Annotated in this window: 16 protein-coding genes and 2 pseudogenes; 13 read left to right on the forward strand and 5 right to left on the reverse strand. The window is 39.6% G+C overall.

Going from position 1 to position 12,874, the window contains the following annotated elements; all coding sequences use genetic code 11:
* From AC1DSB_RS06135 to AC1DSB_RS06145, 3 genes and pseudogenes are all read left to right on the forward strand, one after another.
* Window positions 1-1,239, forward strand: a pseudogene (locus AC1DSB_RS06135) (penicillin acylase family protein); the annotation flags it as partial.
* 27 nt (window positions 1,240-1,266) lie between these two features.
* On the forward strand, window positions 1,267-1,614 hold the full coding sequence (locus AC1DSB_RS06140) for a fluoride efflux transporter FluC (RefSeq protein ID WP_477530951.1): 348 nt from the start codon (window positions 1,267-1,269) through the stop codon (window positions 1,612-1,614).
* On the forward strand, window positions 1,611-1,982 hold the full coding sequence (locus AC1DSB_RS06145) for a fluoride efflux transporter FluC (protein ID WP_477530952.1): 372 nt from the start codon (window positions 1,611-1,613) through the stop codon (window positions 1,980-1,982). Before AC1DSB_RS06140 ends, AC1DSB_RS06145 begins: the two co-directional genes overlap by 4 nt.
* 58 nt (window positions 1,983-2,040) lie before the next feature.
* Here the strand turns inward: AC1DSB_RS06145 and AC1DSB_RS06150 are convergent, their stop codons facing one another.
* Window positions 2,041-3,021 carry a P1 family peptidase gene (locus AC1DSB_RS06150; protein WP_477530953.1) on the reverse strand — a complete coding sequence of 327 codons (981 nt, stop codon included), beginning with the start codon at window positions 3,019-3,021 and terminating at the stop codon, window positions 2,041-2,043.
* A gap of 98 nt (window positions 3,022-3,119) precedes the next feature.
* Window positions 3,120-3,539 (reverse strand): universal stress protein, encoded by a 420-nt coding sequence (locus tag AC1DSB_RS06155; protein WP_016429707.1) that lies wholly within the window; start codon window positions 3,537-3,539, stop codon window positions 3,120-3,122.
* 296 nt (window positions 3,540-3,835) lie between these two features.
* On the opposite strand from AC1DSB_RS06155, the pseudogene AC1DSB_RS06160 reads away from it, so the two are divergent.
* Window positions 3,836-4,057, forward strand: a pseudogene (locus tag AC1DSB_RS06160) (cation-transporting P-type ATPase); the annotation flags it as partial.
* Window positions 4,058-4,076: 19 nt separating this feature from the next.
* Window positions 4,077-5,195, forward strand: a complete 1,119-nt coding sequence (locus AC1DSB_RS06165; protein WP_342542871.1) for a GNAT family N-acetyltransferase — start codon at window positions 4,077-4,079, stop codon at window positions 5,193-5,195.
* Window positions 5,196-5,235: 40 nt separating this feature from the next.
* On the opposite strand, the gene AC1DSB_RS06170 is transcribed toward AC1DSB_RS06165, so the two are convergent.
* Window positions 5,236-5,391 carry a lmo0937 family membrane protein gene (locus tag AC1DSB_RS06170; RefSeq protein ID WP_477586109.1) on the reverse strand — a complete coding sequence of 52 codons (156 nt, stop codon included), beginning with the start codon at window positions 5,389-5,391 and terminating at the stop codon, window positions 5,236-5,238.
* A gap of 305 nt (window positions 5,392-5,696) precedes the next feature.
* On the opposite strand from AC1DSB_RS06170, the gene mntR reads away from it, so the two are divergent.
* From mntR to AC1DSB_RS06200, 6 genes are all read left to right on the forward strand, one after another.
* The gene (gene mntR, locus AC1DSB_RS06175; protein ID WP_016429711.1) at window positions 5,697-6,119 is read left to right on the forward strand and encodes a transcriptional regulator MntR; all 423 of its coding nucleotides are present in this window, start codon (window positions 5,697-5,699) and stop codon (window positions 6,117-6,119) included.
* 24 nt (window positions 6,120-6,143) lie between these two features.
* A complete protein-coding gene (locus AC1DSB_RS06180; RefSeq protein WP_342542873.1) occupies window positions 6,144-7,010 on the forward strand; it encodes a CvfB family protein in 867 nt (288 codons plus the stop codon).
* A 162-nt stretch (window positions 7,011-7,172) separates the two neighbouring features.
* Window positions 7,173-8,087, forward strand: coding sequence for a DUF1002 domain-containing protein (locus tag AC1DSB_RS06185; RefSeq protein ID WP_477530954.1), 915 nt, complete (start codon window positions 7,173-7,175; stop codon window positions 8,085-8,087).
* A gap of 272 nt (window positions 8,088-8,359) precedes the next feature.
* The gene (locus AC1DSB_RS06190) at window positions 8,360-9,328 is read left to right on the forward strand and encodes a ring-cleaving dioxygenase (protein ID WP_477530955.1); all 969 of its coding nucleotides are present in this window, start codon (window positions 8,360-8,362) and stop codon (window positions 9,326-9,328) included.
* 33 nt (window positions 9,329-9,361) lie between these two features.
* Window positions 9,362-9,643 (forward strand): GNAT family N-acetyltransferase, encoded by a 282-nt coding sequence (locus AC1DSB_RS06195; RefSeq protein ID WP_477530956.1) that lies wholly within the window; start codon window positions 9,362-9,364, stop codon window positions 9,641-9,643.
* Window positions 9,644-9,963: 320 nt separating this feature from the next.
* Entirely contained in the window at window positions 9,964-10,458 is a 495-nt protein-coding gene (locus AC1DSB_RS06200) for a DUF4064 domain-containing protein (RefSeq protein WP_477530957.1), read from the forward strand.
* Between the two features lie 110 nt (window positions 10,459-10,568).
* On the opposite strand, the gene AC1DSB_RS06205 is transcribed toward AC1DSB_RS06200, so the two are convergent.
* Window positions 10,569-11,051, reverse strand: coding sequence for a GNAT family N-acetyltransferase (locus AC1DSB_RS06205; protein WP_036660369.1), 483 nt, complete (start codon window positions 11,049-11,051; stop codon window positions 10,569-10,571).
* Window positions 11,052-11,157: 106 nt separating this feature from the next.
* Between AC1DSB_RS06205 and AC1DSB_RS06210 the strand changes: the two genes are divergently transcribed.
* Entirely contained in the window at window positions 11,158-11,601 is a 444-nt protein-coding gene (locus tag AC1DSB_RS06210; RefSeq protein WP_477530958.1) for a GNAT family N-acetyltransferase, read from the forward strand.
* 101 nt (window positions 11,602-11,702) lie between these two features.
* Window positions 11,703-12,041 carry a hypothetical protein gene (locus tag AC1DSB_RS06215; protein WP_477530959.1) on the forward strand — a complete coding sequence of 113 codons (339 nt, stop codon included), beginning with the start codon at window positions 11,703-11,705 and terminating at the stop codon, window positions 12,039-12,041.
* 108 nt (window positions 12,042-12,149) lie between these two features.
* On the opposite strand, the gene AC1DSB_RS06220 is transcribed toward AC1DSB_RS06215, so the two are convergent.
* Window positions 12,150-12,800 (reverse strand): LytTR family DNA-binding domain-containing protein, encoded by a 651-nt coding sequence (locus AC1DSB_RS06220; protein WP_016429721.1) that lies wholly within the window; start codon window positions 12,798-12,800, stop codon window positions 12,150-12,152.
* Window positions 12,801-12,874 lie beyond the last annotated feature (74 nt).

The following is a 12,874-nucleotide window of genomic DNA, read 5'->3' on the forward strand; positions in this document are numbered from 1 at the left end:
CAATTGTTTCAAATGTCATGTTTGATGAAGAAGAACCAACGGCGCAGTTCTCCATGCAATGGACAGCACTGGAGCCCACGCGGGAACTACAAGCCGTGCTGAATATGAACAAGGCTTCTAATTGGGATGAGTTCGAAACGGCATTGGAGGATTTTCATGCTCCCGCACAAAACTTTGTTTTTGCAGGAAAAGATGGAACCATTGCGTACAAAGCGAATGGTCGTATTCCGATTAGAAAATCGGGGGATGCCCAGTTGCCAGTACCAGGTGATTCCGAGGAATACGGGTGGCAAGGGTACGTTCCGTATGATGAACTACCGACTGTTGTGAATCCTGATGAAGGGTATATCGCAACTGCAAATAATCAAGTGGTAGACAATTCGTATCCTTATCACATTACCGACTTTTGGGCTCAATCCTACCGCTATGAACGGATTGCGGAAGTATTGGAAGAAGGCGATGATTTCACGAAGGAAGATATGATGGCACTTCAAATGGATCAACATAATCTACAGGCACGAGAGTTCTTAAAAGAGATGGTTGCATCCGTTGAAAATATGGATAAAGAAAATAAATATGATGATATAACGGATATGTTAAAAAAATGGGATCAAGTGGACTCAGTTGATGCTGCTGCACCTCTCGTTTTCCATAAATGGATCAAACAGTTGCCTGCCACTCTATTCAAGGATCAAATGCCAAAAGATATTTACGATTTATTGGCAGGGAAAGGCAATATTACGGATGCCATGATGCGTGAAAGTTTCCAAAATCAAGAAGGGGCATGGGTGAAGGAGCAAGGAGGGGTGGATAAGTGGATGATGGATTCATTTGAAACGGCCGTCACTTCTATTACGGAGGAGTTTGGCAAAAACTCGGATGACTGGAAGTGGGGAGATTACCACCAACTCACATTTGACCATCCATTAGCAGGTGCGTCACCAATTTTTGCTTATTTCTTGAATCCATCACATGTGCCGATTGGTGGTTCCAATATTACGGTTCAAGCTGCAGGGTTTGCTGCAGATGGCTCGGTTGATCACGGGGCTTCTTGGCGTTTTGTAGCAGATATGAAGGACCTATCAAGTGCCCATCACATCGTAGGGCCTGGTCAAAGCGGTCATATGAAATCAAAATGGTTCCATAATCAAAGTGAATGACTGGGCTGAAGGAGATTATCATGAAACGATGGTAAATGGTGACATACAAGATTCCCATACGTTAACATTAAAACCATAAGAGGGTATGTTAGGGCGTGTTAATCGTATGAAGGAATTTTTATTAGTGGGCATCGGTGGAATGATTGGTGCATTATTGCGCTATAGCGTGATGTTGACAACGCCAGATACGCTTGTTTTATGGATAGTAAATCCAATCGGTAGTTTCGTTTTGGGATGGTTGACAAGACGTGCTGCCACTACCGGAAAAACCGCTTCCGTTTTATGGACAACAGGAGTTCTCGGTTCATTTACTACATTTTCAACTTTTTCTGCGGAATGGCTAGATCTAATGCAAAATCATTTTGTGTTGGCAATGGCTTATGGTCTTGGCATGACATTGACTTGTTTTGTTACAGCCGCGTTAGGCTATAAGTTTGGAGGTGCATGTAAATGACACTTTTCTCAATAGTACTTGGTGGTTGTTTTGGCGCTATGTTGAGATATGCCATTTCCCTAAAAATCCAAGGTATGAAAGGAATTCTGTTGATTAACTGCGCAGGTTCCTTCTTGATGGGCTTATCCCTTTATATAGCCGTGGAAACGAGCTGGTTGCTCATATTTTGGACAGTTGGTTTTTTAGGTGCATTCACAACCTTTTCGACTTTTGCCGTTCAATTCATTGAAAGCTGGTCGAATGGACAGCAACGAAAAGCAGTAGGTTATGCATTTTTCACCCTCGTCGGTGGTTTTTTGTCCGTCACCCTCGGATGGTGGATTGGAACTGTTATATGCGAATTGCGAATAGATTGTCTCAAACCGTGAATAGAGGGAAATATGAAAGTAGTAAAGGGTCTTCCGTGAGAACGGAAGTCCCTTTTTATTAGAAATGCCCTTTTTCAATGACTCTGCCTAAACGACCCGTTGTAGTTTCAGCGAAGCGAATAGACTGATAAACAGATTCTTCCGTAGCTTCAATCGCCGCTTGGAATAGTTCATTCATAAGAGGATGATCATCCCTTAATAACGTTTGTGTTTCAAACGGATGATTTGATTCATGTGAAATGATAGTGGCATTAGAGAATGCGATAACAATGTCACCACTGCCGTTATGAATGTGTGTGCCCGTTCGGCCGAGTCCGATTGCTGCACGTTTCGCCATTCGCTTCAATTGACGTGCGTCTAGAGGAGCGTCTGTTGCAACGATGATAATGACGGACCCATCTGGTTTGTCCAAATTGTCTTGTGCCCAATTTGCCATTCGACACTCATGAGCACGACCGAAATTCGTTAGTGTAAGAACTCCCACGGTAAAAGCGTATTCTTCATGTTTAGCAATTCGCGATGAACTGCCGATGCCTCCTTTCACCCCGTAACAAATCATCCCGGTACCAGCACCAACTGCACCTTGTTCAAAACTTCCAGGTGTAGCGTTCTCCAGAGCTTCAATCGCATGTTCGGGACGAACCGCCATAAGGCGAATCGAATTTAAATGACTATCGTTGCATTCTCCCACTACCAAATTAAGCGAACTCGTTGAATCTCCGATTGCTGGATTTTGTTCCAACATGAAGGAGAGTGTGCCCTCTAATACCGCTCCGACACTGAATGTATTTGTCAGCATTATGGGCGATTCCATTAATCCCAGTTCTTCAAGTTGAATGAGACCGACCGTCTTGCCGAAGCCATTCAGGACAAAACTTGCAGCAGGTACTTTATGTAGGAATGGATTTTGCTCATGTGGCAATATCGCAGTGACCCCTGTACAAATCGAATCTTTTTCATCCAAATATTGTTTCAGCGTGACATGTCCCACTTTTATACCGGGTACATCTGTAAGTAAATTTAATGGACCTTTTTCCACTTGATCATCTCCTGAACGAACATAAAGACTGACCAATGAATTGGTCAGTCTGAGTTCGAGTTTATAAGTAAGTACTGAATTCATTTGCTTCAAGGTGTTTATTTGATTAGTAGGACAGGTGAATGTACACGTTTTGCCACTTTATGACTTACACTACCAAGCACCATTTCCTGTAGGGTATTTAGCCCCCGGCTGCCGATTACCACGATATCGTAATTTTCCTGGTTCGCATGCTCCACAATGACAGGACCGGCTTCACCATGCAGCAATTTAATTTCAGTTGAAATCCCTTTGGACGTAAATAATTCTTTTATAGGCATAATCTTGTTTTTGCGATCTATATGCAACTCTTCACTACTCATGCTATGAATGACATCAGTCCTTGTTTTATCGTAATCCAAAACATATAACAAGGTAACATGCGCATCCGGACTTGAGCTCGCCAGGAAAACAGCGTGAGTTGCTGCTCTCTTCGAATGTACAGAACCATCTACGGCCACCAAAATTTGTTTATACATCCTCAACCCCCCTTAGTGAAGTGATTCTTCTCTGAACCTTATATACATGATATATATTCTCTAGAGTGAAAGCTAAATCCTTTATTTGCGCAGATACATTTTTATTATTTGGAGTAAGCGAAGCAATCTTTAAGTACTTCCTAAGAACCAAAACGACGGTGAAAGAAATTTGTGCAACCTGGAATGCCATTCTGTCTACCTGGAACCCAAAAGTGTCAACCTGGACCCCGATACTGTCTACCTGGAACCCCAAACTGTCAACCTGGACCTCGATTCCAAATCATAACGCTTAAGAAATGGAGGATGACCTGGAAAAACTTCCATATACCATTCATTTGAGCCGAAAAGCATTGCGTATTATTAAAGAAAACATTATGTTTGCATTAGGTTTAAAAATAGTGGCGTTACTGCTGATCATTCCAGGGTGGCTGACTCTTTGGATTGTGATCTTTGCAGATATGGGGGCAACGTTACTCGTTGTATTGAATTCAATGAGATTACTGCGCATTCAAAAGTAACGCCGTTCGGGGGAAGAGCATGCGATTAACAGAATGGACAATGGAAGAGCAAGAACAACTGATACATTTTATGACCACAAATACCTGGCCTTTTCACGGAAATTCAAATCCTGCGAGAGAAATTATTGAAAAGACTATTGAAGAGGGCGGGTACGAATCAGACGAAGTCAAAACGTTTTGGGTCGAAAATGATGAGCAGCAAAAAGTTGGTATTGTAAAAGTGTTCGATTTGCAAGATGAAATACCCGTATTTGATTTGCGGATTGCTGATAGTTATCGGGGTCATGGATACGGTCCCGCTGCTTTAATCAAAGTGGCGGAATATGTATTCAATCTGCCTGAAAAGAAAATTCGTGTGGAAGGGCATACTCGACAAGATAACTTTGCCATGCGCAAAACGTTTGAACGTGCAGGGTTTGTAAAAGAAGGGCATCTTCGAAAAGCTTGGTTTTCACCAAAAGAAAATTCCTATTATGATGCTATTACGTATGGAATAACAAGGGAAGACTTTATTGAAGGTACGACTACCCCGGTCTTATGGGATGATCAGCAAGTACCTGAGAAATCGGAAGCGAAAGTACATGTCGCGATGCGTAATTTCCCGGATTCATTTGAATCGGAGAGACTCTTTATCCGTGCACCAAAAGTTGAAGATGCACCACTGGTGTGGGAAAGTGTCAAAGTATCCCACAAAGCCCTCCAACCATGGATGCCGTGGGCACAAAGTAGTCAAAAAATCGAAGACACAACTGAAAATACAAGACAGGCTGTTGCCGATTTTGTCACAAGGAAAGATTTGCGACTTCATTTGTTTTTAAAAGAAACAGGTGAGTTTATTGGGGCAAGCGGCTTTCATCGTATAAATTGGGACATACCTAAAGTTGAAATTGGGTACTGGTTGGACAGTCGATTTGAAGGGAAAGGCTATATGACGGAAGCGGCTGAGCGTTTGACTGAATTTGCTTTCGAAGAGTTGGGAGCCAGAAGAGTGGAAATTCGGTGCGATACAGATAATGTGAGAAGTCGGGCTGTCGCTGAACGATTAAAATTTACGCTAGAAGGAATTCTGAAGCAAGAGTCGCTATCTGCGGATGGTAAATATATACGTGATACTTGTATCTACGCCAAAATCAAATAACATGAAAAGGGATGTCCGTAATATACGGACATCCCTTTTGTTACAGTTTTCGTTTACCCGTTACTAATTGTACGACTAAAATGATACCTGCAATTAATAAAATCAAGTGAATCAGACCGCCGCCAATTTTAAATACAAGTCCTAATAACCAAATAACTAATAATACGACGATGATCRTCCATAAAATTCTACCCATTCAAGCTCATCCTCTCTGCATTTAGGCCGCTTTTATATTAGTAAAGTACCCCTGATATTTTCGCCATAAACCACTCAAACTAAAATTAAGTTGTTTTTTGTACGTTTCGGCATATATAGCTTGCATAACCTACATAATTAGGAGATGCAACTTTGTAATTAACTCTTTTGAGGAAGTATCTGCTGTTAATGATCATTCAGCGTCTGTGTAGATTTTAGCATCCTGTTGCACTTTGCTTTATTCATTGAGAACGATAAGCGACTATAGTACACTTATATAAGCTATGGAAAGAGAGGAACAGAGTGATGCCGACACCTAGTATGGAAGACCATATTGAACAAATCTATATGCTGATTGAGCAAAAAGGATATGCGCGTGTATCGGATATCGCTGAATCTCTTTCAGTTCTTCCTTCTTCTGTAACGAAAATGGTTCAAAAACTCGACAAAGATGGATACTTGATATATGAACGCTACCGAGGTCTGATGTTAACACCGAAAGGGTTGAAATTAGGAAAGCGGTTGGTTAAGCGTCATGATTTGTTGGAACAATTTTTGCGTTTAATTGGCGTACAGGAAGACAAAATATATGAAGATGTTGAGGGAATAGAACATCACTTAAGCTGGAATTCGATCGATCGTATTGCAGACTTGATTCAAGCGATGGAAGAAAACCCTGACTTTCTTCAAAAACTTGAAGAACTTAAAGAACAGCAACAATCAGAATAGGAAAAAGCGAAAGGAGTGTCCGCTATGAGCGAAATGATATCTGGAGAAATTGTTGACTTACAGATAAAGTCACAGGAATCTTCTAAATGGATATTATCCAATGGTGAAATTGAAGTACCAATCAATGGATCTGAAGCACCTGAAGGAGTTCAGGAAGGCGATACAATTAAAGTATTTTTATTTAAAGACCGTCGTGGCAATTTAAGTGCAACTTCCACATTGCCACATATCACAAAAGGTACTTACGGATGGGCAAGAGTCATTAAAATGGACGAGCGTGAAGGTGCAGTCGTCGATATCGGCAGTTCACGTGAAGTGATTGTGAAACCATCTGACTTGCCATTATTAAAAGAGCTATGGCCAAAAACTGGTGATCATTTATACATGACATTGAGAACCGATTTTAAAGGAGACTTATTCGGTCGACTGGCAACCGAAGATCGCGTAGCTGAAACATTCGTGGAAGCGCCGACATCTGTAATGAATGAAAATTTGAAGGCTAGAGCATACCGCTTATTGCCAATCGGTTCGTTTTTCATCAGCGTTCCTCAAGGGTACAGAGTGTTTGTTCACCACACGGAACAAATGGCTGAACCACGTATAGGTGAAGAAGTTGAAATTCGGGTGATTGGTGTGAAAGAGGATGGGTCATTGAATGGCTCGATGCTGCCACGAAAACAGGAGCGATTGATGGATGATGCAGAAACACTGTATCGTTACTTGCAGGATGTTGGCGGTAAAATGCCATTTACTGATAAATCAACTCCAGATGAAATTTACGACATGTTCAATTTGAGCAAAGCTTCTTTTAAACGTGCACTAGGAAAGTTAATGAAAGAAAAGAAAATTGAACAAAAAGATGGTTGGACTTTGGTCAAATCTGACATTTAAGTTTAAAATACACTTTTAATGGGCACAAAAAGAATGGGGAGAAAAATCTCGCCGAAACTTTTTGTGCCTATTCGTCGTATTATCAAAAGGGAAGCATATTCATAGACAGAATGGCTTGACCCATCACAATAAGAATTGTTCGTTCTGAGAGGAGAAATATCAATGAAAAAGAATATTGTCCGCTTTGCTTCATTTCTATTAGCTGCCTCGTTGCTAATGCCTTCTGGTGCTTTGGCAAGCACAGGTTCCTCATCTTCTGGAAATGTAATTAATGAAAAATTTGGCATGCCAATCGTCGTGTACGGAGCTGATTTAACAGAAGCTGAAAAACAAAGTGTCAAAGACAGTCTGAATGTGACGAGTGAAAGCGAAGTCGAAGAAATCTCAGTAAATGGCGATGATTTAGTTAAGTATATTAAAGATGGAGATTCGTCAGCCCGTATGTTTTCATCCGCAAAAATCACACGCGAGGATGCAGGCAAAGGCTTAGTGATTAAAATCGTGACAGAAGAGAATATCACGCAAGTAACCGCTGAAATGTACGAAAATGCAATGTTAACTGCCGGAATCGAAGATGCAACGGTTGAAGTGGCAGCACCAAAGAAAGTAACGGGTCATTCCGCTTTAGTGGGGATTTACAAAGCATATGAAGTCAGTGGAGAAACATTGGACAAAGAGCGTACGGATGTAGCGAATGAAGAACTTTCCGTGGCAACCATTTTAGCTGATAAATCGGGTATTGATGATGCAAAAGTAAGTGAACTGTTAACGGAGATTAAAAAAGATATCGCAGAACAAAATCCTGCAACTAAAGAAGAAGTTGAAAAGATTGTTCAAGATCAATTGGCGAAACTCCAAATTGAGTTAAGTCCAGAAGACCGTCAATTATTGGTCGATTTAATGGATCGTATTCGACAACTGGACATCGATTTCAGTAAATGGTCTGATCAGTTGAATGACTTAAGCAAAACAATTGAAGATAAAATCGGCAACATTGTTGATAATGAAGGCTTTTGGCAAAGTGTTAAAGACTTCTTCAATAGTTTAATCGATTCCATTCGGTCATTATTTAATTAAGTGAAAAACCTCCCAAGTGGAGGTTTTTTTTCATGAAGTGAAATGTTTAAATCTTGTACATGCAGCTACTTTCTTTCAAGGCTCAATTGGTCTAGCTCCAGTGCCAGAAAGGCGAAATATTCGTTTATTCCTTCCATCATCGGTGTAAAACTAGAGCGGAACTTTTCACTTTTCTACATTGAAACAGAACAATTGCGCATCCTTTAATTGCGTGCTAAACTAAAAGAAAAAATATCTCGAATTCGAGATATTTTTATATAGGAGGAATTATTATGGAATTGGCCGGTATTCATCATGTATCAGCAATTACAGCGAACGCTGAAAAAAACTTTGATTTCTTTACTCGTATAATGGGTATGCGACTCGTGAAAAAAAGTGTGAATCAAGATAACACATCGTCATATCATCTGTTTTATGCGGATGCAGTAGGTACACCTGGGACGGATATGACCTATTTTGATATTCCGCACGCAGCAAAAACAGTACCTGGTGTTTCAAGCATCAGTAACACGGCTTTTCGCGTAAAAAGTGAAGATGCCCTGGCATTTTGGAAAGAACGCTTTACGGAACACAATGTTTATTTCGAAGAAGTGATTGAACGTTTCGGAAGAAAAACGATGTATTTTGAAGACTTTGAAGGATCACGTCTCATGTTGGTAGTTGATGATGGAAAAGGAGTACCTTATGGAATCCCTTGGACAAAATCAGCGGTTCCTGAAGAATTTGCAGTTGTTGGATTAGGGCATGTCACTTTGACTGTTCGCAAAGCTGAACAAACACAACTTGTCTTGACTGAAGTATTAGGTTTTACAAAAGTAGGCACGTATCCATCACCTATTCAAGGAATGCCTGAGATTACGGTTTTCTCCACTGGGGAAGGAGGGCCTGCGTCAGAAGTGCATATTGAAGAACGTCCCGATTTGCCAATGGAGCGACCAGGTCGTGGGAGTGTCCATCATGTGGCATTCCGGGTAAAAACGTTTGAAGACTATGATAAATGGGAAGAGTTACTCCGTTCAAAAGGATTTATGACTTCTGGCAAAGTTGATCGCTACTACTTTAAATCAATTTATTTCCGTGAACCAAATGGAATATTGTATGAACTTGCAACTGATGAGCCAGGGTTTGCCACTGATGAGTCAATGGATACATTAGGTGAAACCCTTGCATTGCCACCGTTTTTGGAATCACGTCGTGAACAAATTGAAGCCTCACTTCGCCCGCTTTCATTGAAAGAGTAAATTATGCTACACTGAAAAAAAGGAGTGGTGGTAATGGAGTTCCAGTTTATAGAATTAGGTCATGATGCATACGCATTTGTGCATGAAAAAGATGGTCAGGCCTTAGGGGAAATTACATGGACGTTGCTTGGGGATGTAATGGTGATGGATCATACATTTGTTTCTCCTGCACTTCGAGGGCAAGGGGTAGCTAAACAATTACTCGATCGTTCAGCAGAATATGCTCGGGAAAACGTATATAAAATGGAAGCCGTTTGTTCATATGTCGTGTCTGCTTTCAATCAATCTGATGAATATGAAGATCTTAAAGCATAAAAAAGGCAATCCGCTAATTCATTTAGTGGGTTGCCTTTTATGTCGACTTCGTCATATTGTTTATCCCTCACATTTGAGTAAAAATAAATAAAAATCCAGTTAATACGGAAGACCCTACCATTGTGTACATGAAATCTGATTGACTGAAAATTAATTTCTTTTCCATCTTGCATCAACTCCTTCCATTATGGTATTACTGATTGTGTACCCGTGCATTCCACTTTTAAAACAGGTTTATTCATAATTTCTTAAGGGAATAAAGAATAATGAAACCATATTACCTGTGGTTCGTACATAATATAGTAAATAAAATTTAAGAGGTGAATGCTTTGAGCAGAGCGGGAGAAGTAACATTAGGTGTAATTGGTACTATATTAAACGTCATTTTATTAATTTTTGCGACACTTACAGTTGTGGGGGCATCCAATGCAAACCCCGATGAAATGAAACAAATGTTAGAAAAAGAAATAATGTTATCCGATCCGTCCATGACAGCTGAAGACATTGCTGTATTTAATGATGTTGTTGATGTCGGTCTGAATGTAGTCGGCGTGGTAGGATGGGTAATTGTTGTAACTTTACTTATCAGCGTCATTTTAAGTATATTGGGCGTAGTGAAAGTGTCCAAAAACAAGAGTCCGAAAGCTGCAGGAATCTTATTCATCTTTGCAGGGTTATTGTCAGGTATTTTGTTATTAGCGCCAATTTTGTTCTACATTGCAGCAATTATGTGTTTCGTGCGTAAAACACCTGTAGAAGATTCTTACTACAACAATGAAGTGCAACATCAAAATCAACCACAACAACCATTATAAAAAAGTGGAAAGCGCTAATCTAGTCTAAATCTAGCGCTAACCATATACGGCTTTTACAGGTAGGTTTTAAGTTTAATAGCCTAACTAGATAAGAAAACGCCTGTTAACATTTAATTGTTAACAGGCGTTTTTAAATAATAAACATATTTAGCTGTCGATAAAGGGTGTCCTTCAAAAAACTCATCGAACTCTTCGACACATGTAAAATTACTACGTTCATAGAATGTACGACCTTTTTGATTTTCGCTTTCAACGTAAACAAATAATTGTTGAGCATCTTGAATGTGTTGCAGTCCTTCATTTAATAACTGCTTCCCATATCCTAAATGCTGATGCGAAGGCAATAAATAAATGGCTGTCAGCTCGGCATCTCCATCTTCATCTACACGCGTGAAATTGGCAAACCCAATAATTTCGTCATCATGAATAGCGACATACACAGATGTTTTTTCTAAACGTTTCATCATCATGGCATTTGAATAAGCCCGTTCAATAAATAAATCTTGAATTTCAGCTGGAATAATACCTTCATAAGTATCATGCCAACTAATCTTAGCGATTTGCTGTACCGCAGCAATATCGTCTTGTTTCATCGCTCGTATCAAATCGTCTCACCTCAAAATTCTTTCAACTATCATACCAAAGATTTCACTTGTATGCCATAGCTGTGAAATAATATCCTCAAGGGGAGTGGAAAATATGTGGACAATCAAATCATTTCAAGAGTTATCAACATTCGAACTTTATACATACTTACAATTGCGAGTGGATGTCTTTGTAGTAGAACAATCATGTCCCTATCCCGAGATAGATGGATGCGATATGGATTCATACCATCTCGCTTATATTGAAAATGGTGAATTGCTTTCATATGCACGCATTTTACCTGCCGGGATAAAATATAACCGTATTTCAATTGGAAGAGTGATTGTGAACAAAAAAGCACGGGGGAGAGGGCTGGCAAAGCAATTAATGGAACAGGCAATATCTTTTAGCAGTGAAAAATGGCCAAACGGTGATATTCAATTGCAAGCTCAAACGCAGCTGAAACATTTTTATGGAACTTTTGGCTTTGAGGAAATTTCGGAAGAGTATAACGAAGATGGAATTCCACATGTCGATATGCTATTGCACAAGTTTTGATAATGTCATCATTTTGCCATCATTATGAAGTGTTGAACATGAAAATAAGGGGTATCTAATAGTTATAAAAAGAAATTAGATTTTTTGGAGGATTGGTGACAATGGGAAAAGGGAATAATCGTTCATTACTGTTAGCCGGACTGGCAGCAGGAGCATATGCTTACTTTAGTAAACCTGAAAATCGTGAAAAAGCACTAGTAGCTTTCAATAATACGAAAACAAAATTCAATGCCTATATGGAATCACAAAAAGTGAATAAAACAGAATTGACGAAGGCAGGTCATTCAGAACCTCATGATATTGACGACAATAAAATGGTAGGCGAAGGTGCCATGACAAGTGTTCATTATTACAACGAGTCAGTCCAGGATAAAAACAAACAATCGGATTCAAATGATACAGATCCAATTGAAAAGAAATTGGATACGGAAAATGAATAAAAAAGAAGGCTACGCTACGAGCGAGCGTACCCTTCTTTTTTTTTGGAAGTGATTAAGGTCAAAAGTATCACCGTTAAACATACTAAAGAACTATTCGCGTGATTACATTTAGAATCCGAGGGATCTTCGGAAATAACTAGCATATCGCTGACTGACAGGAATTCTGGTTCCATCAGTCATCTCAAGTAAAAAAGTCGAATGGGAATCAGGTTGAATTTCTTTAATGAATGCGATATTGACTATGTATGAACGGTGACATCTGATAAAGGTTTCCGAAGAAAGAAACAATTCCAATTCACTTAAATTAAAACGGTGATAACCTTCCTTACTTTCGGTTTTCACAAACGTTTTTCTTAGCTGGGTTTCCAGGAAAAGGACATGTTCATGTTTAACAGGATACCAATTTTCGTCCGTTTTTATCGTCATATATTGACTTAAAAATGGAGAAGGTTGATGGGGAAGTATTGCAGTTACTGCACCTTTGGTTTTACCCTCTTCGATAATGGGGATACTCATTCCATAATAAGATACACCAAAAAGATCAGGATCTATAAACTCGTTCACTTTTTGACCATATAAAAGAGCTTTATGTGTTGCCGTTCCTTCTTTTATCGGATCACCAGGAAGTATTTTTAAATCAATTCTTTTACTCGGTTGATAATACACATACTCGTTGGTATTTGATATCGCAATGGATGCTTGCTCAGGAAAAAACTCCTGTATGACTTTCATGATTTCATTTATTGATTTTGTGTCCAATTACTGCACCTCATTTTTAAACGAAATTCTCTTTTTCACACTATTTTACCATATAAAACACTTAGGGTCAGAGG

This window comes from Paenisporosarcina sp. P4_E4_2 (assembly GCF_056401595.1).